Raw genomic sequence first — 22925 nt, 5'->3', positions numbered from 1 at the left:
CCCGCGCTGACACCCGAGAAGCTACGGAGCGCTTGTCACGGCACTGTCCGGGCCACCCTTCGGCGGACGCACGGCTGCCCATCGGTTGTGTAACAGCGGCTCCGCCGCAGCGGCCCGGGAGGGCGGGGACGCGGAGCGGGACGGCCCGGGAGGGGGCCGGTCGGGTGGACGGCAGCCGGTCTCAGGCGGACGGGAGCCGGTACAGGCCGTCGTCCAGGGGCTCCACGAGCCCGTCCGAGACGAGGCCGTCCAGGGCGCGGGCGCGCTGCACCGCGTCGTGCCACACCGCGTCCAGCGCGGCCTGCGGCACCGGGGCGGTCGCCTCCCGCAGGACGGCGAGCAGCTTGCCGCGGACCTGCCGGTCCGTGCCCGCGTACGTCTGGCCGCGCCGCGGCGGGCCGTCGTGGGCGGGCTTCCCGGCGAGCCGCCAGGCGCACGCGCGTGCGATCGGGCAGCGCGCGCAGTCCTCGCCCCGCGCCGTGCACACCAGTGCGCCCAGCTCCATCGAGGCCGCCGCCCAGCGGGCCGCCGTCGCCTCGTCGTCCGGCAGGAGGGCGCGCGCGAGGCGGCGCTCGGCGGCGGTCGTGGCGTTCGGCGGGTACTGGACGCCGGTCACCGCGCGCGCGAAGACGCGGCGGACGTTGGTGTCCAGGACGGGATGCCGCCTGCCGTACGCGAACGACGCCACCGCCGCCGCCGTGTACTCCCCGATGCCGGGCAGCGCCAGCAACTGGGCGTGGTCGCTCGGCACGTCGCCGCCGTGCCGTTCCGTTATGGCGACGGCCGCGCCGTGCAGCCGCAGGGCGCGGCGCGGGTACCCCAGCCGGCCCCAGGCGCGGACCGCCTCGCCGGGCGCCTCGGCAGCCAGCGCGGCGGGGCGCGGCCAGCGGGCCAGCCACTGCTCGTACACCGGCAGGACCCGGTTCACCGGGGTCTGCTGGAGCATGAACTCGCTCACCATCACCCCCCAGGCGCCCGCCTCGGGGCGCCGCCAGGGCAGGTCGCGCGCGTGCTGGTCGAACCAGGCGAGGACGGGCGCGTGGAGTCGCTCGGCCGGGGGGAGGGGGGCCGTTTCGGGAGTCTCGGTCGCAGTCATGACCCTCCGATCCTGACACGGCCGGGCGGGTTTTCGGCGCTCCCGCCCCCCGGGCCCCGTCGACGCGCCCCTCAGGAGACCCGGCGGTGGCCCGCGCGGCGGCGGGCCGCGCGACGGCCGCGCTGCCGGGGGATCGCCGCGGCCAGGTCGATGTCGGGGCCGGGGCCCGCCAGCCACCGGGCGGCGCCCGAGCGGCTCGTCCGCATCGTCTCCACCAGGCGCCGCGTCGGGCCCGTCAGCAGGCGGACGAACACGACCACCGCCAGCGCGCCCACCACGAGGCCCGCGGCCACGTCGTGCGGGTAGTGCACGCCCACGAACACCCGGGAGGACGCCATCACGACCGCCAGCGGCACCGTCAGCCACGCGATCCGCCGCCACGCCAGCGCGAGCGCCATCGCCGACGCGCCTGCGATGGCCGAGTGGTTGCTCGGGAACGACCAGTCCCCGTACGGGGGGCACTGTGCGATCGACGCGACGGCGCCGACCACGGCACGGCACGGCCTCTCCTCGTCCACCAGCGACTTCAGCGTCTCGCTGACGACGTAGCCGAAGGCGGTGGCGACCGGCGCGAGCGCGGCGAGCGCCACCGCCCGCCCGTCGGCGGGCCGCACCCGCCACCAGGCGACGACGAACAGCACGCCGAAGACCAGCAGGCCGGCGTCGGTGCCGATCTCGGCGAACACGTGCACCCAGGCGGGGGTGTCCCGGGCGAAGTCGGTGACGGTGCGATAGAGGTCCTCACTCATGAGCAGGGACGGTACCCGGCCGCCGGAATCACTCGTTCGGCGCCATCCTCCGCGGACGCGCCCGGCGGGTCCGTGCAAAACGGCCACGCAGGTGTGATCATCGGTAAAACTTGGCGCGAGACCGGCGCGTGGGGCCGGTGGCGGCCGTGATCTCTCGTACAGTTTTCGCCGTGGGATCTCTGCGCAATCCGGTCGGGCCGCTTCCCTCCTCCATCTACTGGCGGCGGAGGGCGGTCTTCGCGGCCGTGATCGCGCTGCTCGTCGCCCTGGTCGTGTGGTTCGTCGGCTCAGGCGACGGCGAACCCCGGCGGGGCGGCGACGGTGCCAACGCCGGTTCGCCCGCCCCGTCCATCACGCCCGGCCCGTCGCCCTCGGGTCCCGCCATCGGCACGCAGCCCGGCGGCCGGGACGAGTCCGGCGCCTCCGGGGGCTCCGGAGGCTCGTCCGGTACGGGCGGTCCCGGCACGGGCGGGAGCGGCTCCGGCTCCGGTACGGGCGGGGGCCAGGGGGCCGGCGCGGGCGCGGGTGCCGGCGCGGGCTCCGGTACGGGCGCGGGCGGCCAGGGCGGCGGACCGGGCTCCGCCCAGCAGGTCCCGGCCGACTCGCCGCTGCCGGTCTGCGCCCCGGGCACGCTGCAACTGACGCTGGGCAGCACGAAGGTCTCGTACGCCCCCGGTGAGAAGCCGCGGTTCCGGCTGACCGCGCGGAACACCTCCGCGACCGGGTGCAAGACCGACCTCGGCCCGGCCACCGCGGTCCTGACGATCAGTGACGAGGGCGGCGACGAGATCTGGTCGTCCAAGGACTGCCCCAAGGGCCCCGGCAGCGTGTACGTCGCCGTCCCGGCCGGGGGCACCGCCACGTACACGGTCGAGTGGGACCGCCGCCACAGCGCGCCCCGCTGCGCCACGCCCCCCGTGAAGACGGCGGGCCCGGGCACCTATCTGGCGGAGGCCGCCGTGCCGGGCGTGAAGGGCGTACTGCGGTCGTCGATCACGCTGGCGAAGGACTGAAGGGCCGAAGCGCCGAGAGCCTGGGAGGCCGGTGGGCCGGAGGCCCGGGTGGCGGGGGCCGGCGCCCCCGCGGCCGTCAGACGTACCGTTCGAGGATCGACGACTCGGCGAGCCGCGACAGGCCCTCCCGGACGCTGCGGGCGCGGGCCTCGCCGACGCCGTCGACGGCCTGCAGGTCGTCGACGCTCGCCGCGAGCAGCTTCTGCAGCCCGCCGAAGTGCTCCACGAGCCGCTCGATGATCGCGCCCGGCAGGCGCGGCACCTTCGCCAGCAGCCGGTAGCCGCGCGGCGACACCGCCGAGTCCAGCGTCTCCGGCGAACCGCTGTAACCGAGCGCGCGGGCCACCGTCGGCAGCTCCAGCAGCTCGGCGTGCGACAGCGCGTCCAGCTCCGTCAGGGCCTCCGCGACCGTACGGGACCGCTTCGCGGTCGGCTCGGGCACGTAGTCCCGCACCACCAGCTCCCGCTCCGGCTCCACGCCCGCGATCAGCTCGTCCAACTGGAGCGAGAGGAGGCGGCCGTCCGTACCCAGCTCGACGACGTACTCCGCGATCTCCGTGGCGATCCGGCGGACCATCTCCAGGCGCTGCGCCACGGCCGTCACGTCCCGGACCGTCACCAGGTCCTCGATCTCCAGCGCGGAGAGCGTCCCGGCCACCTCGTCGAGGCGCAGCTTGTACCGCTCCAGCGTGGCGAGGGCCTGGTTGGCGCGCGACAGGATCGCGGCGGACTCCTCCAGGACGCGGCGCTCGCCGTGCACGTACAGGGCGATCAGCCGCATCGACTGCGACACGGAGATCACCGGGAAGCCGCACTGCTTGGACACCCGGTCCGCCGTGCGGTGCCGCGTGCCGGTCTCCTCGGTCGGGATCGACGCGTCGGGGACCAACTGGACGCCCGCACGGAGGATCTTGGTGATGTCCTTGTCGAGGATGAGGGCGCCGTCGAGCTTGCAGAGCTCGCGCAGGCGGGTCGCGGTGAACTCGACGTCCAGGACGAAACCGCCGGTGCACATCGACTCGACGGTCTTGTCCATGCCCAGGACGATCAGACCGCCCGTGTTGCCGCGGAGGATGCGCTCCAGTCCGTCCCTCAACGCCGTGCCGGGGGCGACCGCGCTGAGGGACGCGCGCATCAGCGCTTCGTTGCCGGAGCCTCCGCCCGACTTTCCGGGTGTTCCCCGGTCGTTGGCTGCCACTGCACTCCTCCGGCTCGTACGGGTGGGCGAGACCAGCCCAAAGTCTAGCGACCCCCACCGCACCAGTGGCTCCGCCGACAAATCACCCGCCCGCCCGGGGCGGGGCCCGGCACCCTACTCCGCGGCCGGAGCGGAGCCCCGGCGGGTGCGGGGGAGGACCTGGAGGGCCTCGCCCACGTCCGCGACCTCCCGCACCCGCATCCCCGCGGGCACCTTCCCCGGGTCCCCCGGCACCAGCGCGTGCGTGAACCCCAGCCGGTGCGCCTCCGCGAGCCGCCGCTGCACCCCCGTCACCCGCCGCACCTCCCCGGCGAGGCCCACCTCGCCGATCGCCACCAGGTTCTTCGGCAGCGGGGTGTCGGACGCCGCCGACGCCAGCGCCAGCGCGACCGCCAGGTCCGCCGCGGGCTCGGACAGCCGTACGCCGCCCACCGTCGCGCTGTAGATGTCGCGCTTGCCGAGCGCGCTGATCCGCCCCCGCTGCTCCAGCACCGCCAGCATCATCGACACGCGGGACGTCTCCAGGCCCGACGTCGTACGCCGCGGCGAGGGGATCTGGGAGTCGACCGTCAGCGCCTGCACCTCCGCGACCAGCGGTCGCCGCCCCTCCAGCGTGACCGTCAGGCACGTCCCCGGCACGGGCTCGGCGCGCCGCGTCAGGAACAGCCCGCTCGGGTCGGCCAGGCCCGTGATGCCCTCGTCGTGCAGTTCGAAGCAGCCGACCTCGTCGGTCGCCCCGTACCGGTTCTTCACGCCCCGCACGAGCCGCAGCCGCGCGTGCCGGTCGCCCTCGAAGTGCAGCACCACGTCCACCAGGTGCTCCAGCAGCCGCGGCCCCGCGATGGCGCCGTCCTTCGTGACGTGGCCGACCAGCAGCGTGGCCATGCCGCGCTCCTTGGACGCCCGGATCAGCGCCCCGGCCACCTCCCGCACCTGCGCCATGCCGCCCGGCGCCCCGTCGATCTCTGGCGACGCCACCGTCTGGACGGAGTCCAGGACCAGCAGCGACGGCTTCACCGCGTCCAGGTGCCCCAGCACCGTCGACAGGTCCGTCTCCGCCGCCAGGTACAGGTGGTCGTGCAGCGCGCCGATCCGGTCGGCGCGCAGCCGGACCTGGCTCGCCGACTCCTCACCCGTCACGTACAGCGTCGGGTGCTCCGCGCTCGCCGCCTTCGCGGCCACGTCCAGCAGCAGCGTCGACTTGCCGACGCCGGGCTCGCCCGCGAGCAGGACGACCGCGCCGGGCACGAGCCCCCCGCCCAGCACCCGGTCCAGCTCGTCCACGCCCGTCGAGCGGGCCGTGGCCTGCCGCCCGTCGACCTGGCCGATCGGCACCGCCGCCGTCGACACCCGGCCGGCCGCCGTCGTCCGCACGGCGGGCGCGCCGCCGTACTCCTCCACCGTCCCCCACGCCTGGCACTCGGGGCAGCGGCCGAGCCACTTGGCGGTCGTCCAGCCGCATTCGGTGCAGCGGTAGGACGGCCGGTCCTTGGAGGATTTCGTACGGGCAGCCATGCGACACACCGTAGCCGCCGCCACTGACAGCGGACGGCCGCCCGCCGCCGCGCGACCGGCCCCGGGCCGCCGCGTCCGCCTCCTCCGGTCCCGGGCGGGCACTCCGCGGGGCCCGGACGCCCCGCCGACACCGCTACCGCCCGGGGACCGCGCCCCGCCGGCACCGCCGCTCTCCGGGACCGCGCCGCCCCCGCACGCGCCGCCCCCGCACGCTCCGCCCGGGGCCGCCGCCGCCTGGGGCCACACCGCCCGGGGCTGGAGACGTTGAATACGGCCGACACGGAGCATTGGCAAATCCCGCTGTCCCCTTTCGAGGGACACGTTCACCCATAAGGCTTAAAAGTGCCCAACGGGTGCGAGGAGTGTGCCTCCAGGCGCCTACGGTCGCCGGGTGACGAGCAGCAGGCTGGAGCACCCCACGGACACCACCGGCGCACACCGGGCGCAGCACCGTGCGCCCCGGAGCGGGCAGGCGGTGGCGCAGCACCCGCCCACCCGCTACGAGCCGTACCTCGACGGCCTCTTCACCTACTGCCTCTCCGTGCTGTGCGACCACGACGCGGCCACCGCCGTCCTCGGCGAGGTCCTGGCCGTCGCGGAACGCCAGCACGGGCGCTGCCCCGCGGACCCGTCGCTCCGCAAGGCGTGGCTGTACGCGCTCGCCCGCTGGGCCTGTCTGCGCGAGCTGGCCCGGCGGCGGCGCGTCCGGCACGGCGCGCGCACCCGGTGGCCGGTCTCGGAGGAGGCGCCCCGCGCCCCCGAAGAGGCCCCCCGAGATCCCGAGGGGGCCCCGGGGGCGCCCGGGGAGACCCCCGGGACGCCCGAGGAGGCCCCCCGCGACGGTGCGGAGGCCGCCGAGCGGCACCGCGGCGAACTGGCGCTCCTCGCCTGGCCCGAGGCGGCCGGCACCACGCCGGAGCAGCGCGAGGCCCTGGAGCTCGCGGTACGGCACCAACTGGACGCCCCCGAGGTCGCCGCCGTCCTCGGCATGGCCCCGCAGGCCGCCCGTGAGCTGCTGTCCGCCGCCGCGTGCGAGGTGGAGCGGACCCGCGCCGCCCTCGCCGTCGTCGAGACCGGCACCTGCCCCGCCGTCGCCCGGCTCACCGGCGACCACCGGGTGCTGCTGTCCTCGGCGCTGCGCCGGGAACTGGTCCGGCACGTCGACGACTGCCCGGTGTGCCGCCGCACCGCCGAGCGCGCCGAGGCCGCCGGCCCCTGGCCGGGCTCCACGGTCACCCCCGCCACGCTCCCGCTCGTACCGGCACCCCGGTCGGCGGCGCGCGCCGCGATGCTGGACGCCTCCCGCGCGCGCTCCACCGGGCCGCGCTTCGGGCGGGACGGCTTCCCCCTCGACCCCAAGGACCACGCCGCGCGCCGCGCCCGGCTGCGCACCCGCGCCGTGACCACCACCGTCATCGCCGCCGTCGTCGCGGCACCCGTCCTCGCGCTGTGGGTGGCGTACCAGGGCGACACGGCGGCCGACGGGGGCCGCGGCGACCGGGCGTTCAGCGCCCCCGGCCAGGCCGGCGCCCGGGAGGGCGGCCACTACGCGAACGCCGGCAGCACCCGCACCGGCCCCGGCCCCCGGTTCCACCTGCCCCGCCAGGTCCCGGACGTCTCCGTCGAGGTGCTCAGCGGCGGCTCCGCCCCGTCACCGGCGACCTTCGGGCGCCGCGGCCTCGGCCGCGTCACGGTCACGGCCCGGTCGTACGGCGACGTCACGGTGCTGACGCTCACCGCGTCCGGCGGCCCCGTCGACTGGTCCCTGCGGACGGACGCCCCCTGGCTCCGCGCCAGCCGTACGTCCGGGACGCTGGAGCCGGGCCGGTCGGCCTCCGTGTACGTCTCCGTCGACCGCGCCCGCGAACCGCGCGGTCCCTGGACCGCCCGCGTCCACGTCGGCCCGTCCGGCGCGGTCGTCGCCCTCACCGGGTACGGGCCCGGCCGCGTCCCGGCCCGCCCGGAACCGCCCCGCGGCCCCGTGGCGCCGCCCGCCCCGCCGCAGGTCGCCGCGTCCGTCCCCTCGCCCGCCCCGCCCGCGGCGAGCGAGCCGCCCCCGGCGACGGAGCCCCCGCCGTCCGTCGACCCGCCGCCCCCGACGGACGCCCCGCCCCCGGCGACGGAGCCGCCCGCGTCCGAACCGGCGGCGGGTCCCCCTCCGCAGCCGCAGTGACCGCCGGGCGCCCTACGACACGGGCCCGGCGGGCCCGGTAGGTCCGATCGGGGCCACCGGGTCCGCCGGGTGCGGGGCCACCAGCGGCAGCGAGGACGCCAGCCGCGCCTCGCACAGCCCCACCAGCACGTCGTACGCCGCCCGGCCCATCAGCTCCGTCAGCTCCGGCCGGTACGTCACGTACACCGGCTCGCCCGCGCCGTGCGCCGAGGTGGCGGAGGTGCACCACCAGTGCAGGTCGTGCCCGCCGGGGCCCCAGCCCCGGCGGTCGTACTCGCCGATCGACACCTGGAGCACCTTCGTGTCGTCCGGCCGCTCGATCCAGTCGTACGTCCGCCGCACCGGAAGCTGCCAGCACACGTCCGGCTTCGTCTCCAGCGGCTCGCGCCCCTCCCGCAGCGCCAGGATGTGCAGCGCGCACCCCGCACCGCCCGCGAAGCCGGGACGGTTCTGGAAGACGCACGAGCCGTTCCAGCGGCGCGTCTGCCGCTCGCCGTCCTCGTCGAGCTGCACCCAGCCCGTCGCCGTCCCCACGTCGTGGAACTGCCACAGCTCCGGCGTCAGCCGCGCCACGTGCCCGGCGACCCGCTTCTCGTCGTCCTCGTCGGAGAAGTGCGCGCCGAGCGTGCAGCACCCGTCGTCGGCGCGGCCCGCCTGGATGCCCTGGCAGCCGCTGCCGAAGACGCACGTCCAGCGGGACGTCAGCCACGTCAGGTCGCAGCGGAAGACCTGGTCCTCGTCGGCCGGGTCCGGGAACTCCACCCACGCGCGCGGGAAGTCCAGGCCCTTCTCGTCGTCCTCGCGGTCCTCGTGCGGGACGCCGGCCCCGGCCGCCGGGGCGTCGCGCTTCTTGCCGGATCCCGTTTCGCCCGGCTTGGCCTTCTTGGTCTTTGGCACTCCTCCAGCGTAGGCGCAGCCCGTCCCCCGCTCGCAGTAGCGTGCTGGCATGAGACTCGGAGTCCTCGACGTCGGTTCGAACACGGTGCACCTGCTGGTCGTGGACGCCCACCCCGGCGCCCGGCCGCTGCCCGCCCACTCCCACAAGGCGGAGCTGCGCCTGGCCGAACTGCTCGACGCGGACGGCGCGATCGGCGCCCCCGGCGTCGACCGGCTCGTCACGATCGTCGGGGACGCCCTCCACACCGCCGAGGAGAAGGGCTGCGAGGCGGTCCTCCCCTTCGCGACCTCCGCCGTCCGCGACGCCGCCAACGCCGAGGCGGTCCTCGCGCGCGTGAAGGCCGAGACGGGCGTCGACCTCCAGGTCCTCACCGGGGCGGAGGAGGCCCGGCTCACCTTCCTCGCCGCCCGCCGCTGGTTCGGCTGGTCGGCGGGGAAGCTGCTGCTCCTCGACATCGGCGGCGGCTCCCTGGAGATCGCGTACGGCATCGACGAGGAGCCCGACGCGGCCGTCTCCCTCCCGCTCGGCGCCGGACGGCTCACCGCCGGCTGGCTGCCCGGCGACCCGCCGGACCCGGCCGACGTGCGGGCGCTGCGCCGCCACGTGCGGGCGGAGATAGCCCGGACGGTCGGCGAGTTCGCCCGCTTCGGCCGGCCCGACCACGTCGTCGCCACGTCCAAGACGTTCAAGCAGCTCGCCCGGATCGCCGGGGCGCCGGGCTCCGGCGACGGCCTGTACGTGCAGCGCGTACTGAGTCGTTCGTCACTGGAGACGTGGGTGCCGAAGCTGGCCGCCATGACCGTCGAGCAGCGCCGCGGCCTGCCCGGCGTGTCCGAGGGCCGGGCCGCCCAACTGCTGGCCGGGGCGCTGGTCGCGGAGGGGGCGATGGACCTGCTCGGCGTCGACGTGCTGGAGATCTGCCCGTGGGCGCTGCGCGAGGGCGTCATCCTGCGCCGCCTCGACCACCTCCCCGGGTGACGGGCCGGGCCCGTACCCTTTTCCTCGTGGCAGACGTGGCAGACGCGGCAGAGCAAGCGGAGCGGCCGGGGGCGCGCGCGCCCCGCGTGAAGGTCGCCCTCTCGACGGCCTCGGTCTACCCCGAGTCGACGGCGACGGCCTTCGAGGTGGCCGCGCGCCTCGGCTACGACGGTGTCGAGGTGATGGTGTGGACGGACCCGGTCAGCCAGGACCTGGAGGCCCTGCGCCGGCTCTCCGACTACCACCAGGTGCCCGTGCTCGCCGTGCACGCCCCCTGCCTGCTGATCACCCAGCGCGTCTGGTCGACCGACCCGTGGGTGAAGCTCCAGCGCGCCCGGGCGGCGGCGGAGAAGCTCGGCGCGTCGACGGTCGTCGTCCACCCGCCGTTCCGCTGGCAGCGGCAGTACGCGCGCGACTTCGTCTCCGGCATCTGGCGGATGGCGAACGAGACGGACGTGCGGTTCGCCGTCGAGAACATGTACCCCTGGCGGTACCGCGACCGCGAGATGCTCGCGTACGCCCCCGAGTGGGACGTCACCAAGGACGACTACCGCCACTACACGGTCGACCTCTCCCACACGGCGACCGCCCGCACGGACGCGATGGCCATGGTGTCCCGCATGGGCGACCGGCTGGGCCACGTCCACCTCGCGGACGGGCGCGGCTCCGCGAAGGACGAGCACCTGGTACCGGGCCGCGGCACGCAGCCCTGCGCCGAACTGCTGGAGCACCTCGTCCGCACCGGCTTCGACGGGCACGTCGTCATCGAGGTCAACACGCGGCGCGCCATGTCCGCCGCCGAGCGGGAGGCGGACCTCGCCGAGGCGCTGGCCTTCACCCGGCAGCACCTGGCGTCGTCGGCCCGCGTCCCGTGACCGGCGCAGCGGCGCCGCGCCGGGGCCGCGGACGGCCGCCCGCCGCCGAGCGCGCGGACGGGCCCGGCGCCCGCGAGCGCATCCTGGAGGCGGCCCGCGACGAGTTCGCCGAGCGCGGCTACGACAGGACGTCGGTGCGCGGCATCGCGAAGGCCGCCGGCGTCGACGCGGCCCTCGTCCACCACTACTTCGGCACGAAGGACGAGGTGTTCGCGGCGGCCGTCGAGGTCTCCTTCGAGCCCGCGCTGGTCGTCCCGGCCGTGGTCGGCCCCGGCCCCGCCGGCGTGGGGGAGCGGCTGGCCCGGTACTTCTTCGACGTGTGGGAGGACCCGGCCGCGCGCGCGCCGCTCCTGGCGGTGATCCGCTCGGCGCTCACGCACGAGGCGGCGGCGAAGGTGCTGCGCGGGTACGTGCTGCGGCGGGTGCTGGAGCGGGTCGCGGAGGAGCTCGACGTACCGGACCCGCGGTTCCGGGCGGAGCTGGCCGCGTCGCACATGATCGGCATCGCGGTCCTGCGGTACGTCATCCGGGTCGAGCCGTTGGCGTCGGCGGAGCCGGAGGCGATCGTGGCCGTGGTCGCGCCGACCCTCCAGCGGTACCTGACCGAGGCGTGACCCGGCCTCCAGCGGTACCTGACCGAGGCGTGCCCCGACCCGCCAGCGGGTCCCCGCCCGAGGCGTGGCCCGGCTCCGGGAGCGCGGGGGCGGGTGACCGGGAGACGACCGGTGTGTCCCGTTATCCGGACAAGCTGTCCACTTCCTGGAGGGGCGGCGTACGCTCGTAGGAGCCAGTCTCTTTGATGAGGAGCGAGCGACGATGCCCGAGCTGAGGTCCCGCACAGTCACCCACGGCCGCAACATGGCGGGCGCCCGTGCCCTTATGCGCGCCTCCGGGGTACCGGGCGAGGACATCGGGCGCAAGCCGATCGTCGCCGTCGCCAACTCCTTCACCGAGTTCGTCCCCGGCCACACGCACCTCCAGCCCGTCGGCCGGATCGTCAGCGACGCCATCAGGGCGGCCGGGGCGATCCCGCGCGAGTTCAACACGATCGCCGTCGACGACGGCATCGCGATGGGCCACGGCGGCATGCTGTACTCGCTGCCGTCCCGCGACCTGATCGCCGACTCCGTCGAATACATGGTCGAGGCGCACTGCGCGGACGCCCTGATCTGCATCTCCAACTGCGACAAGATCACCCCCGGCATGCTGATGGCGGCGCTGCGCCTGAACATCCCGACGGTCTTCGTCTCCGGCGGCCCCATGGAGTCCGGCCGCGCCACCCTGGTCGACGGCACGGTCCGCACGCTCGACCTGGTCGACGCGATCTCCGACGCGGCCAACGACAAGATCTCCGACGAGGACATCCTCCGCATCGAGGAGAACGCCTGTCCGACCTGCGGCTCCTGTTCCGGCATGTTCACCGCCAACTCGATGAACTGCCTGACGGAGGCCATGGGCCTCTCCCTCCCCGGCAACGGCTCCGTCCTCGCCACGCACACGGCCCGCCGCGCCCTGTACGAGAACGCGGCGCGCACGGTCGTCGAGGTGACGAAGCGGTACTACGAGCAGGACGACGAGTCGGTCCTGCCCCGCAACGTCGCCACGTTCGCCGCCTTCGAGAACGCGATGGCCCTGGACATCGCCATGGGCGGCTCCACCAACACGATCCTGCACCTGCTGGCCGCCGCGCAGGAGGCGGGCGTCCCCTTCGGGCTGGAGGAGATCGACGCCGTCTCGCGCCGCGTGCCGTGCCTGGCGAAGGTCGCGCCGAACGTCGCGAAGGACCGCACGTACTACATGGAGGACGTGCACCGCGCCGGAGGCATCCCCGCCCTGCTGGGCGAGCTGCACCGCGCGGGCCTGCTCAACGAGGACGTGCACGCCGTCCACAGCCCGTCCCTGGCGGACTGGCTGAAGACCTGGGACGTGCGCGGCGGCTCCCCGTCCGCCGAGGCCGTCGAGATGTGGCACGCGGCGCCGGGCTGCGTGCGCTCCGCGGAGGCGTTCTCCCAGTCGGAGCGGTGGGAGGCCCTGGACCTCGACGCCGAGAACGGCTGCATCCGCTCCGCCGAGCACGCCTACTCCAAGGACGGCGGCCTCGCGGTCCTGAAGGGCAACCTGGCGGTCGACGGGTGCGTCGTGAAGACGGCCGGCGTCGACGAGTCGATCTGGACGTTCGAGGGCCCGGCGGTCGTCTGCGAGTCGCAGGAGGAGGCCGTCGAGAAGATCCTCAACAAGCGGGTGAAGGACGGCGACGTCGTCGTCATCCGCTACGAGGGCCCCAAGGGCGGCCCCGGCATGCAGGAGATGCTCTACCCGACGTCGTTCCTGAAGGGCCGCGGCCTCGGCAAGACCTGCGCGCTGGTCACCGACGGCCGCTTCTCCGGCGGCACGTCCGGCCTGTCCATCGGCCACGCCTCCCCGGAGGCGGCGTCCGGCGGCACGATCGCGCTGGTCGAGGACGGCGACCGGATCCGCATCGACATCCCGAACCGCACGATCGAGCTGCTGGTCGACGACGAGACGCTGTCCGCCCGCCGCGACGCCCTGGCCGGCGCGTACGCCCCGAAGAACCGTACGCGCAAGGTCTCGGCGGCCCTCCGCGCCTACGCGGCCATGGCCACCAGCGCCGACAAGGGCGCCGTCCGCGACGTCACGAAGCTCCCGTAACGCCGGCCGGGTCGGGGCCCCGTCCGGGCCCCGTCCGCTGGTGTCTCGGGTGCGGTGGGTCGTTCCGTCCGGTGGCCGTCCGTCGATCCCCTGGTCGGGCGGGCCGTTCCATCCGGGGGTGTCCGCTGGCGTTTCCGGCGTGGCGGTCGTTCTGCCCGGGGTCCGTCCGCTGGTCTTCCCTGGTCGGGCGGGTCGTTCCGTTCCGGGCCTGTCCGCTGGTGCTTCCGGTGTGGCGGGTCGTTCTGCCCGGGCCCGGCTGCTGATCCCCCTGGACCGGCGAGTCGTTCTGCCGGGGCCCCGGCCACCGGCCCTCCCCGGCCGGGCGGGTCGTTGCGCCCGGGGCGGCGGGTGCCCCGCACCGCCGTACCGCGCCGACCGGAGCCGGCCGCCCCGCGCGCGGCGCCCGGCACCGGCCCGCGGGCCCTCACCACCCGGCCGGGTCCACCGCGAACACCGCCCCGTCCGGCGCCCCGCCGTACACCTTGCCCCCGGACACCACCGGCGCGGCCAGTAACGGCACGACCCCGGCGGCCATCCGCGGCCCGCTCTGCCCGACCAGCACCCCCCGCCCGGCGTCGACCCCGAGCAGCCGCCCGTCGCCGGCCATCAGGAAGACCCGGCCGTCCGCGGCCACCGGCCGCGACACCCGCGCCGCCCCGGTCTCCAACCGCCACAGCTCCCGGCCCCGCCCGGGCCCGGTGCCCAGGTCGACCGCGGCCAGCGCCCCGCCCGACCCCACGACGTACGCGGTCTCCCCGTCCACCACGGCCTGCGCCTGGTCGGCCGCCCCCGTCAGTGCCACCCGCCGCACCCCCCGGTCCCGCAGGTCCAGCCGCACCACGGCGTCGGTGTACAGGTCCTTGTCGGCGGAGAGCAGCACCAGCGCCTCCTCCGTCGCCTGCACCGGCGTCAGCGAACCGGGCACCCGCGTGCGCCACAGCACCCGGCCGTCCACCGGATCCACGGCGCTGACCAGCGTCGACGTCCCGTTCCCCGCGACCGCCGCGGCGAACACGGGCCCGCCCGCCGCCCCGGCCACCCACTGCGCGCCGCGCGCCGCCGGCCGCCCCGTCCACCGACCGGCGCCCGTCGCGCCGTCCAGCGCCCGCACCCGGCCGTCCCCGTCGACGACGAGCACCGTGTCGGCGCCGTGCACGACCTGGGCGTACGCACCGAGGCCGACGCCCCAGCGGACCGCGCCCGTCGCGGGGTCGAGCGCCTCCAGCCGGGCGTCCCCGCCGGCCGCCGTACGGGGGCTCACCACCCGCACCAACCCCCCGGCCGCCACCACGGCGGCCCCCTCCTCCGGCGCGGCCGGCCCCCCGGCCGGCACCGACCAGACCACCGCCCCGTCCGCCGCGCCCAGCCGCGCGGCCTTCACTCCGGGCGCGGCGCAGTACAGCGCGCCGTCCGCGGCGGCGCACACCGGCGGCCGCGCCGCCTCGGCCCCCGTACCCAGCGGCACCGCCCAGGCCCGGAAGCTCCGTGCCGCGGCGGCGGGGCCGGCCTCCCGCGCCCCGTCCCGGCCGTCCGCGCCCCGGACGGCGACCAGCCCCCCGACGAGGGCCCCGGCCACCGCGACCGCCACGGCGACCCACCCGAGCCGCCGCGCCCCGCCGCGCCCACCGCCCGCAGGCGTACGCGCGTCCCGCGGGTCGCCGTCCGCCGGGCTGCCGTCCGCCGGGTCCCCGGCCCCGCGCTGCTCGGGCACCCGGACGCCCCCGGCCGTACCGGCGCCCCTGCCCGCACCCCCGGCCGCGCCGGCGCCCCCGCCCCCGTCCGGCACGCGCAGGGCGACCATCACCTGCTCCGGCGTGGGCCGCTGTGCCGGGTCCTTGGCGAGGCACCGCCTCAACAGCGGCGCGAGCTCCTCCGGCACGCCCGCCAGGTCCGGCTCGTTGTGCACCACCTGGTACGCCACCACGTACGGGCTGTTCGAATCGAAGGGGCCCCGCCCCGTCGCCGCGTGCACCAGCACCGCGCCCATCGCGAACACGTCCGCCGCCGGCCCCACGTCCCGGGGCCGCTGGAACTGCTCGGGCGCCATGAACGGCGGCGTGCCGATCAGCTTCCCCGTCTCGGTGCGCACGTCGCTGTCGCTCGGCCGGGAGATGCCGAAGTCGATGACCTTCGGCCCGTCCGCCGCGAGCAGGACGTTGCTGGGCTTCAGGTCCCGGTGGACGACCCCGGCCCGGTGGATGTCGCGCAGCGCCTCCGCGAGCCCGGCGCCGAGCCGGCGCAACTCCGCCGCGTCCAGCGGCCCGTTCCGCTTGACCCGCTCCGACAGGGTCGGCCCGTCGATGAACAGGGTCGCCATCCACGGCCGCGCGGCTTCCGGGTCGGCGTCGACGACCGGCGCGGTGAACGCCCCGCTGACCCGCCGTGCGGCCTCGATCTCCTGCCGGAAACGCGCCCTGAACTCGGGGTCCGCCGCGTGTTCGACGTGGACGACCTTCACGGCGAGGCGCAGCCCGGAGTCCGACACGGCGAGTCGGACGACCCCCATGCCGCCCGAACCCAGCCAGTCCTTCAGCCGGTACCTGCCGGCGTACTCCGGATGCTCCGCTTCCGGTACGGTCCCGGGGCTGCGCAGCGGCGGCATCATCCACCCCCGTGTGTGCTCGCTCGGACGCGCGGCGCACGACCGGCGCACGCGCGACGCACGGAGCCTAGTCGATGATGCGTGCGATGTCGGTGTGGCTTGTTAGCCTCCCCTCCACAGACGCGCCCGCATCCGGCGGGAGCCTCGGGGGGAGGCACACATGGAGACGTACTCGGTCAAGCGCTACCCGGTCGCGCCGGGGGTCCGGCTCAACGTCCGCAGCGGTCCGGGCACGCAGTACGGCATCGTGAAGGTCCTGCCGGAAGGCGTGAACGTGCCGATCAACTGCCAGTCGCCGGGCACGTGGGTCTCGGGCCCGTACGGCACGTCGAACCTCTGGGACAACATCGCCAACGGCCAGTACGTGTCGGACGCGTACGTCCGGACCGGGACCGACGGGTACGTGACGGTGCGCTGCGCCTGACGCCCGCCCCGGCGGCGGCCCGGACCGGCGGGGGATAATCGTCCCGTGAGCGACCCCACGGACCCGACCGGCCCCACGGACCCGACCGGCCCCGCCGACACCACCGGCCCCGCCGGCGCGACCCGCGCCACGGGCACGTCCGGCGGTCCCCGGCCCGAGCCCCTCCGCTTCTTCGGCACCACCTGGGTCGGCCACGACGGTGGGTACGGGCTGCGGCGCGCCGGTGTCGCCGCCGGCTCCCTGGCCGCGGCCGTCGCGGGCGCGCTCGTCCTGCGCTTCGCGTACGAGGGCCTGGCCATCGCCCGGGTCGGCGGCTTCGTCAACGGCCTGGTGATCGTGATGTTCGCGGTGTGCACGGCCATCGCGTTCCAGCGGACGTGGGAGGGGTTCGGCCGCCGCCCGGCCGACCCGGCCCGCGAGGACGCCCTGCGCAGCCTGAAGGCGATCGGCTTCGTCGGCTCGCTCCTCGCCTACTTCGTCCGTTCCCTCTTCGAGGCCCCCGGCGAGAAGCTCGCCCGCGCCGAGTACGAGGCGGCCCGCGCCCGGTACGAGAAGCGCCGCACCACCCGCACCGGCAACCCGGCGGCCCGCAAGAAGCGCCCCCGCCGCTGATGCTCCGCTCCTGGCGCCGGGCCTTCCCGTCCCGTACCGCGCCGGGTCCCGCCGTTGGCGCCGGGCGTTCCCGTCCCGCACCTCTCCGGGCGCTCCTACCGCTGGCGCCCCGCCGCTGACGCTGGGTACCCCCGCCCCGCCCCGTACCGCCCCGCCTCGTACCCGCCGGGCCCCGCCGCTGACGCCGGGTGTCCCCGCCTCGTACCGCGCCGCCTCGTACCGTGCCGGGCCCCGCCGCTGACGCCGGGTGTCCCCGCCTCGTACCGCGCCGCCTCGTACCGTGCCGGGCCCCGCCGCTGACGCCGGGTATCCCCGCCCCCGTACTGCGCCAGCCCCTTCCCGCACCACCCCGGACACCCCGTCCCCCGCGCCGCTCCGAGCGCCCCCTTGACGCCTCCCTCTCCCCGTACCCATAATTCATCACATGGTGAATTACTCCGGTGCGGCCGTCGAAGCCCGGGGACTGACCGTCACCCGGGGAGCCCGCACCGTCCTGCGCGGCCTCGACTTCTCCGTACCCCCGGGCCGGATCACCGGCCTCCTCGGCCCCTCCGGCTGCGGGAAGACCACCCTCATGCGCGCCGTCACCGGCACCCAGGCCAAGGTCACCGGCGTCCTAGACGTCCTCGGCCGCCCCGCCGGCGACCCCGCCCTCCGCTCCCGCGTCGGGTACGTCACCCAGGCCCCGTCCGTCTACGACGACCTGACCGTCCGACAGAACCTCGCCTACTTCGCCGAGGTCCTCCGCCCCGGCCGCCGCCACCGCGACCACCGCGCCGGGGCCGTCGCCCGCGCCCTCGCCGACGTGGACCTCACCGACCGCGCCGACACCCTCGCCGGCCGGCTCTCCGGCGGCCAGCGCAGCCGCGCCTCCCTCGCCGTCGCCCTCCTCGACACCCCGGACCTCCTCGTCCTGGACGAGCCGACGGTCGGCCTCGACCCCGTCCTCCGCCGCGACCTGTGGGACCTCTTCCACCGCCTCGCCGCCGACCGGGGGACCGCCCTCCTCGTCTCCTCCCACGTCATGGACGAGGCCGAGCGCTGCCACCGCCTCCTCCTCCTGCGCGAGGGCGAACTCCTCGCCGACGGCACCCCCGGGGAACTGCGCCGCCGCCACGGCACCGCCACCGTCGAGGACGCCTTCCTCCACCTGGTCGACACCGCCGCCGCCAGGGCCGCCACCACCCGCACCCCACCCGAGGACCGGCCGTGAACGGATCCCGCACCCTGGCCACCGCCGCCCGCGTCCTGCGCCAGTTGCGCCACGACCCGCGCACCATCGCCCTGATGCTCCTCGTCCCGGTACTGATGATCACGCTGCTCCGGTACGTCTTCGACGGCGGCCCGAGCGTGTTCGACGGCATCGGCGCGTCCCTGCTCGGCATCTTCCCGCTGATCACGATGTTCCTGGTGACGTCCATCGCCACCCTGCGCGAACGCACCTCGGGCACCCTCGAACGGCTCCTCGCCATGCCCCTCGGCAAGGCCGACCTCATCGCCGGCTACGCCCTCGCCTTCGGCCTGCTCGCCGCCGTCCAGTCGGCCCTCGCCACCGCCGTCGCCCTGTGGGTCCTCGGCCTCGACGTGGCCGGCTCGCCCTGGCTGCTGCTCCTCGTCGCCCTGCTCGACGCGCTCCTCGGCACCGCGCTCGGCCTCTTCGTCTCCGCGTTCGCCGCGTCCGAGTTCCAGGCCGTCCAGTTCATGCCGGCCGTGGTCTTCCCGCAGTTGCTCCTGTGCGGCCTGTTCGCACCGCGCGACAGGATGCACCCCGCCCTGGAGGCCGTCTCGGACGTGCTGCCCATGTCCTACGCCGTCGACGGCATGAACGAGGTCCTCCACCACGCCGAGGTCACCGGCGCCTTCCTCCGCGACGTCCTGGTCGTCGCCGCCTGCGCCCTCCTCGTCCTCGCCCTCGGCGCCGCCACCCTCCGCCGCCGCACCCCCTGACCCGCCCCGGCCGTACGCCCCGCCCGCACCCGTACCGTCCTTCGGACAGCCGCGACGCCACCCCCCGTCCCGGTGGAAGGATGGCCCCCAGGCACGTACCCCACGGCGAGGTGAGCAGAGAAATGACCCAGACAGTCGCGGTCCTCGGCACCGGAAAGATCGGCGAGGCCCTCCTCAGCGGCATGATCCGGGCCGGCTGGCCCACCGCCCACCTCCTCGTCACCACCCGCCGCCCCGAGCGCGCCGAGGAGCTCAGCGCCCGCTACGGCGTCGAAGCCGTCGGCAACGCCGACGCCGCCAAGCGCGCCGACACCCTCATCCTCGCCGTGAAGCCCCAGGACATGGGCCGGCTCCTCGACGAGCTCTCCCACCAGGTCACCCGCGACCACCTCGTCATCAGCGCCGCCGCCGGCATCACCACGGCCTTCATCGAGGAGCGCCTCGCCCCCGACACCCCGGTCGTCCGGGTCATGCCGAACACCCCCGTCCTCGTCGACGAGGGCATGTCCGTCATCTCCGCCGGCACCCACGCCACCGGCGCGCACCTCGCCCACACCGAGGAGATCTTCGGCGGCGTCGGCAAGACCCTCCGCGTCCCCGAGTCCCAGCAGGACGCCGCGACGGCCCTGTCCGGCTCCGGACCGGCGTACTTCTACTTCCTCGTCGAGGCCATGACCGACGCGGGCATCCTCCTCGGCCTGCCCCGCGCCCAGGCCCACGACCTCATCGTCCAGGCCGCCATCGGCGCCGCCGTGATGCTCCGCGACAGCGGCGAGCACCCGGTCAAGCTCCGCGAGGCCGTCACGTCTCCCGCCGGCACGACCATCAGCGCCATCCGCGAACTGGAGAACCACGGCGTACGGGCCGCCCTCATCGCCGCCCTGGAGGCCGCCCGCGACCGCAGCCGCGAACTGGCCTCCGGCAACGGCTGACCCGGAGCCCCGCGGCCGGGGTCACACCGCCCCGGCCGCCCCCGCCCCGGCCACCCCGGCGCCCCGCAGCACGTCCGCCGTCGTCACGACCGTCGCGAACCCGCCCCCGTGCAGCGACACCGCCGTCGCCCGCGACAGCTCGTCCGCGGTCAGCGTCCAGCCGAACGGCCCGGTCCCGTCGAACGTGTGCATCGCGTCCAGCGGGAACAGCACCTCGTACCCGAGGTTCCCGGCCATCCGGGCCGTCGTCTCGTTGCACATGTTCGTCTGGACGCCCACGACCACGACCTGCCGCACCCCGGCGCCCCGCAGCCACGCGTCCAGGTCCGGCTCCCCGTAGAACGCCGAGTTCACCGACTTCACCACCAGCAGCTCGGGCCCGGCGCCCTTCCCCCGCCGCTCCTCCACCACGTCCTGGAAGCCGTTCCCCGGCTGCCCCGGCCGCAGCGGCGACCGCGGACCCGTCGAGTCGTGCCGTACGAACACGACCGGCCGCCCCGACCCCTGCCACACGTCGATCAGCGCGGCGATGTTCCCCTCCGCCGCCGGGTTGTTCCGCCGCCCCCAGGACGGGTCCGCGAACCCCTTCTGCACGTCCACCACGACCAGCGCGGCGTTCGCAGCGACCTCGACCTCGGCATTCCCGTTCAGTTCCATGCCGGAATCCTCCGGCCGCCGCACCACGCCCCACCAGTGGCGGAAACGCCGCCCATCGATGGATTGCCGCCACCCCGATGGCATCCTGCTCCCATGACCGTGTACCGCGTGGCGATGCTCGCCTTCCCCGGCGTACGCCCCTTCGACGTCTCCGTCATCACCGAGGTCTGGGGCGTCGACCGCACCGACCGCGGCGTCCCCCCGTTCGAACTGCGGCGCGCCGCCGCCGACCCGGGCACCCCCATCCCCCTCCGCGGGGGCCTCGCCCTCACCCCGGACCGCCCCCTCGCCTGGCTCGACGAGGCCGACCTCGTCATCGTCCCCGGCCTCACCGATCCCGACGTCGACATCGCCGCCCCCGTCCTCGACGCCCTCCGCCGCGCCCACCACGCGGGCACCCCCGTCGCCGCCCTGTGCGCCGGCGCGTTCGCCCTCGCCCGCGCCGGCCTCCTCGACGGCCGCCGCGCCGTCACCCACTGGTACGTCGCCGACCGCCTCCGGGAACGCCACCCCGCCGTCACGGTCGAACCGAACGCCCTGTTCATCGAGGACGGCGGCCTGTGGACGTCGGCCGGCACCGCCGCCGGCGTCGACCTGTGCCTCCACCTCGTCCGCACCGCCCACGGCGCCGAGACCGCCGCGACCATCGCCCGCGCCATGGTCACCGCCCCGTTCCGCACCGGCACGCAGGCCCAGTTCATCGAGCACCCCACCCCGCGCGCCGACCGCGACGCCGACGCCCTCGCCGCCGTACGCGCCCACGCCCTCGCCCACCTCGGTCAACCGCACACCGTCGCATCCCTCGCCGCCCGCGCCGGCATGTCCCCGCGCACGTTCGCCCGCCACTTCCGGGCCACCACCGGCACCACCCCCCTCCGGTGGCTCACCGCCCAGCGCGTCGCCGCCGCCCAGAAGCTCCTCGAACGCACCGACCACCCCCTGCCCGAGGTGGCCCGCCGCGCGGGCTTCGGCAGCGAGGTCACCATGCGCCAGCACTTCGCGGCCCACCTCGCCACCAGCCCGCGCGACTACCGCGCCGCGTTCCGTCAGACGGCCGGCAGCAGCCCCACGGCCCGGTAGGCCCGGTCCACCACCGGCCGCGCCATCGCCCGCGCCCGGTCCGCCCCCTCCCGCAGCACCCCGTCCACGTACGCCGGGTCGGCGGCCAGCTCCGCGTGCCGCGCCCGCAACGGCCGCAGCAGCTCCACCACGGCGTCGGCGACGTCCTGCTTCAGCGCCCCGTACGAGGCGTAGCCCTCCGCCGGCCCCGCCGGGTCGTCCGCGCCCGTACAGGCGGCGAGCACCTCCAGCAGGTTCGCCAGGCCCGGCCGCCCCTCCCGGTCGTACACGACGTCCCGCCCGCTGTCGGTGACGGCCCGCATCACCTTCCGCCGCACCACGTCCGGCTCGTCGAGCAGATGGACGACACCGGGCCCGTCGTCGTCCGACTTCCCCATCTTGGCCGTGGGGTCCTGGAGGTTCATGACCCGCGCCCCGACCGCCGGGTGCGTGGCCTTCGGTACGGTGAACGTGTGCCCGTACCGTTGGTTGAACCGCACCGCCAGGTCCCGCGTCAGCTCCACGTGCTGCACCTGGTCGTCGCCCACGGGCACCTCGTCCGCCTCGTACGCGAGGATGTCCGCCGCCATCAGCACCGGGTACGTCAGCAGCGACAGCCGCACGCTCCCGCCCCGTCCCCGCTCCCGCGCCGCCTTCTCCCGGTACTGGATCATGCGCCGCATCTCCCCGTCGGTGGCCGTGCACTCCAGCAGGTACGACAGCCGCGCGTGCTCGTCGACGTGGCTCTGCACGAAGAGGACGCACCGCTCCGGGTCGAGCCCCGCCGCGAGGAGCAGCGTCGCCACCTGCCGGCTGAGCCGCCGCACCCGCGCCGGGTCGTGCTCCACGGTCAGGGCGTGCAGGTCGACGACGGAGAACAGGGCGTCCGCCCGGTACTGGTCCTCCTCGACCCACTTCCGCACGGCCCCGATGTAGTTGCCCAGTGTCAGGTGCCCGGTCGGCTTGACCCCGCTGAAGATCCGCGTCATGTCCCTGTCCCTCTCACTCCTGGTCGGAACCGCCGCTCCCCGCGGCCGTTCCTCCCGGAGGGGGAAACGCGAACGGCCGCCGGGGCGGCGGCCGTCGTGTGCATGCGTCAGTGCGCGGCCGCCGTCAGGCGGCCCACCACAGAAGGCTGTGCGCATGCGCTGTCATGGTTCCACCGTAACGGGGTAGGGGCCTGGGTTGACACTGGTTTGCCTGATGCGTAGTGTTCTCCGAGTTGTCCGACGTGAGCGCCGACTCCGGTCGGTCCCCGGACAGCCATTCCGCAAGAACCACTTCCAGCGAGCGACGCGCTGTCGCGCCGCTTTACGTGCGCTTTTGCGAAATGAGGAATCCTCGCTTGAGAGAGCGGGAGCCCGATTAGCGTCGGGCCCACGGATTCGCTAAGGTTCACGACGTCGGAACGGCCCGAGGGCCGGGAGGACAGCCCCTTCTGACGGGGAATCAGGGCCGAAAGGATCTGATAGAGTCGGAATCGCCGGAAAGGGAAACGCGAAAGCGGAGAACGGATCGGCAGCCCGG

General features: G+C 75.6%; 20 protein-coding genes. 12 read left to right on the top strand and 8 right to left on the bottom strand.

Annotated features, from left to right (window positions below; translation table 11 throughout):
* Positions 1-181: 181 nt before the first annotated feature.
* Complete coding sequence (locus AC07D6_RS24525) at positions 182-1096, bottom strand: HhH-GPD family protein (RefSeq protein ID WP_479047687.1); 915 nt, start codon at positions 1094-1096, stop codon at positions 182-184.
* Between the two features lie 71 nt (positions 1097-1167).
* Entirely contained in the window at positions 1168-1845 is a 678-nt protein-coding gene (locus AC07D6_RS24520) for a phosphatase PAP2 family protein (RefSeq protein WP_315875901.1), read from the bottom strand.
* A gap of 170 nt (positions 1846-2015) precedes the next feature.
* On the opposite strand from AC07D6_RS24520, the gene AC07D6_RS24515 reads away from it, so the two are divergent.
* Entirely contained in the window at positions 2016-2858 is an 843-nt protein-coding gene (locus tag AC07D6_RS24515) for a hypothetical protein (RefSeq protein ID WP_479047683.1), read from the top strand.
* Between the two features lie 76 nt (positions 2859-2934).
* Here the strand turns inward: AC07D6_RS24515 and disA are convergent, their stop codons facing one another.
* Together disA and radA are read right to left on the bottom strand one after the other, a co-directional pair.
* Positions 2935-4056 (bottom strand): DNA integrity scanning diadenylate cyclase DisA, encoded by a 1122-nt coding sequence (gene disA, locus AC07D6_RS24510; protein ID WP_315875899.1) that lies wholly within the window; start codon positions 4054-4056, stop codon positions 2935-2937.
* A gap of 114 nt (positions 4057-4170) precedes the next feature.
* Positions 4171-5571 (bottom strand): DNA repair protein RadA, encoded by a 1401-nt coding sequence (radA, locus tag AC07D6_RS24505; RefSeq protein ID WP_479047680.1) that lies wholly within the window; start codon positions 5569-5571, stop codon positions 4171-4173.
* Positions 5572-5962: 391 nt separating this feature from the next.
* On the opposite strand from radA, the gene AC07D6_RS24500 reads away from it, so the two are divergent.
* Complete coding sequence (locus tag AC07D6_RS24500) at positions 5963-7744, top strand: BACON domain-containing protein (RefSeq protein WP_479047678.1); 1782 nt, start codon at positions 5963-5965, stop codon at positions 7742-7744.
* A 12-nt stretch (positions 7745-7756) separates the two neighbouring features.
* Here the strand turns inward: AC07D6_RS24500 and AC07D6_RS24495 are convergent, their stop codons facing one another.
* The gene (locus tag AC07D6_RS24495; RefSeq protein ID WP_391652688.1) at positions 7757-8641 is read right to left on the bottom strand and encodes a DUF3109 family protein; all 885 of its coding nucleotides are present in this window, start codon (positions 8639-8641) and stop codon (positions 7757-7759) included.
* Between the two features lie 49 nt (positions 8642-8690).
* On the opposite strand from AC07D6_RS24495, the gene AC07D6_RS24490 reads away from it, so the two are divergent.
* The 4 genes from AC07D6_RS24490 (at position 8691) to ilvD (ending at position 13165) form a co-directional block, all read left to right on the top strand.
* Positions 8691-9620 (top strand): Ppx/GppA family phosphatase, encoded by a 930-nt coding sequence (locus AC07D6_RS24490; RefSeq protein ID WP_315875896.1) that lies wholly within the window; start codon positions 8691-8693, stop codon positions 9618-9620.
* 35 nt (positions 9621-9655) lie between these two features.
* The gene (locus AC07D6_RS24485; protein ID WP_479047946.1) at positions 9656-10495 is read left to right on the top strand and encodes a sugar phosphate isomerase/epimerase family protein; all 840 of its coding nucleotides are present in this window, start codon (positions 9656-9658) and stop codon (positions 10493-10495) included.
* Entirely contained in the window at positions 10492-11109 is a 618-nt protein-coding gene (locus AC07D6_RS24480; protein WP_479047675.1) for a TetR/AcrR family transcriptional regulator, read from the top strand. Before AC07D6_RS24485 ends, AC07D6_RS24480 begins: the two co-directional genes overlap by 4 nt.
* A gap of 202 nt (positions 11110-11311) precedes the next feature.
* The gene (ilvD, locus tag AC07D6_RS24475) at positions 11312-13165 is read left to right on the top strand and encodes a dihydroxy-acid dehydratase (RefSeq protein WP_315875894.1); all 1854 of its coding nucleotides are present in this window, start codon (positions 11312-11314) and stop codon (positions 13163-13165) included.
* A 424-nt stretch (positions 13166-13589) separates the two neighbouring features.
* On the opposite strand, the gene AC07D6_RS24470 is transcribed toward ilvD, so the two are convergent.
* Complete coding sequence (locus AC07D6_RS24470; protein WP_479047944.1) at positions 13590-15767, bottom strand: protein kinase domain-containing protein; 2178 nt, start codon at positions 15765-15767, stop codon at positions 13590-13592.
* A 160-nt stretch (positions 15768-15927) separates the two neighbouring features.
* Here AC07D6_RS24470 and AC07D6_RS24465 point away from each other — a divergent pair, with 160 nt between their 5' ends.
* From AC07D6_RS24465 to proC, 5 genes are all read left to right on the top strand, one after another.
* Entirely contained in the window at positions 15928-16191 is a 264-nt protein-coding gene (locus AC07D6_RS24465; RefSeq protein WP_315875892.1) for a peptidase, read from the top strand.
* 45 nt (positions 16192-16236) lie between these two features.
* Complete coding sequence (locus AC07D6_RS24460; RefSeq protein ID WP_479047672.1) at positions 16237-16803, top strand: hypothetical protein; 567 nt, start codon at positions 16237-16239, stop codon at positions 16801-16803.
* Between the two features lie 424 nt (positions 16804-17227).
* Positions 17228-18016 carry an ABC transporter ATP-binding protein gene (locus AC07D6_RS24455; RefSeq protein ID WP_479047670.1) on the top strand — a complete coding sequence of 263 codons (789 nt, stop codon included), beginning with the start codon at positions 17228-17230 and terminating at the stop codon, positions 18014-18016.
* Positions 18013-18750, top strand: coding sequence for an ABC transporter permease (locus AC07D6_RS24450; RefSeq protein ID WP_315875889.1), 738 nt, complete (start codon positions 18013-18015; stop codon positions 18748-18750). Before AC07D6_RS24455 ends, AC07D6_RS24450 begins: the two co-directional genes overlap by 4 nt.
* Before the next feature lie 122 nt (positions 18751-18872).
* Complete coding sequence (gene proC, locus AC07D6_RS24445) at positions 18873-19682, top strand: pyrroline-5-carboxylate reductase (RefSeq protein WP_315875888.1); 810 nt, start codon at positions 18873-18875, stop codon at positions 19680-19682.
* Positions 19683-19703: 21 nt separating this feature from the next.
* Here proC and AC07D6_RS24440 read toward each other — a convergent pair whose 3' ends face one another.
* Positions 19704-20339, bottom strand: a complete 636-nt coding sequence (locus AC07D6_RS24440) for an isochorismatase family protein (protein WP_479047667.1) — start codon at positions 20337-20339, stop codon at positions 19704-19706.
* Positions 20340-20432: 93 nt separating this feature from the next.
* On the opposite strand from AC07D6_RS24440, the gene AC07D6_RS24435 reads away from it, so the two are divergent.
* The gene (locus AC07D6_RS24435) at positions 20433-21419 is read left to right on the top strand and encodes a GlxA family transcriptional regulator (protein WP_479047664.1); all 987 of its coding nucleotides are present in this window, start codon (positions 20433-20435) and stop codon (positions 21417-21419) included.
* Here the strand turns inward: AC07D6_RS24435 and trpS are convergent.
* Positions 21386-22387 carry a tryptophan--tRNA ligase gene (gene trpS, locus AC07D6_RS24430; protein ID WP_479047662.1) on the bottom strand — a complete coding sequence of 334 codons (1002 nt, stop codon included), beginning with the start codon at positions 22385-22387 and terminating at the stop codon, positions 21386-21388. The two genes, AC07D6_RS24435 and trpS, sit on opposite strands and share 34 nt — an antisense overlap.
* Positions 22388-22925: the final 538 nt, after the last annotated feature.

The sequence above is a fragment of the Streptomyces sp. NPDC045287 genome, assembly GCF_056432325.1.
The sequence above is the reverse complement of the archived record's forward strand: the minus strand, read 5'-3'. Positions and strand labels throughout refer to the sequence as shown.

Excerpts from the sequence above, each read along its gene's own strand:
- AC07D6_RS24470 (WP_479047944.1), bottom strand. The coding sequence starts at position 15,767 with ATGCCGCCGCTGCGCAGCCCCGGGACCGTACCGGAAGCGGAGCATCCG.
- AC07D6_RS24520 (WP_315875901.1), bottom strand. The coding sequence starts at position 1,845 with ATGAGTGAGGACCTCTATCGCACCGTCACCGACTTCGCCCGGGACACC.
- AC07D6_RS24455 (WP_479047670.1), top strand. The coding sequence starts at position 17,228 with ATGGTGAATTACTCCGGTGCGGCCGTCGAAGCCCGGGGACTGACCGTC.
- trpS (WP_479047662.1), bottom strand. The coding sequence starts at position 22,387 with ATGACGCGGATCTTCAGCGGGGTCAAGCCGACCGGGCACCTGACACTG.
- ilvD (WP_315875894.1), top strand. The coding sequence starts at position 11,312 with ATGCCCGAGCTGAGGTCCCGCACAGTCACCCACGGCCGCAACATGGCG.
- radA (WP_479047680.1), bottom strand. The coding sequence starts at position 5,571 with ATGGCTGCCCGTACGAAATCCTCCAAGGACCGGCCGTCCTACCGCTGC.
- AC07D6_RS24465 (WP_315875892.1), top strand. The coding sequence starts at position 15,928 with ATGGAGACGTACTCGGTCAAGCGCTACCCGGTCGCGCCGGGGGTCCGG.
- AC07D6_RS24490 (WP_315875896.1), top strand. The coding sequence starts at position 8,691 with ATGAGACTCGGAGTCCTCGACGTCGGTTCGAACACGGTGCACCTGCTG.
- AC07D6_RS24435 (WP_479047664.1), top strand. The coding sequence starts at position 20,433 with ATGACCGTGTACCGCGTGGCGATGCTCGCCTTCCCCGGCGTACGCCCC.
- AC07D6_RS24525 (WP_479047687.1), bottom strand. The coding sequence starts at position 1,096 with ATGACTGCGACCGAGACTCCCGAAACGGCCCCCCTCCCCCCGGCCGAG.
- proC (WP_315875888.1), top strand. The coding sequence starts at position 18,873 with ATGACCCAGACAGTCGCGGTCCTCGGCACCGGAAAGATCGGCGAGGCC.
- AC07D6_RS24440 (WP_479047667.1), bottom strand. The coding sequence starts at position 20,339 with ATGGAACTGAACGGGAATGCCGAGGTCGAGGTCGCTGCGAACGCCGCG.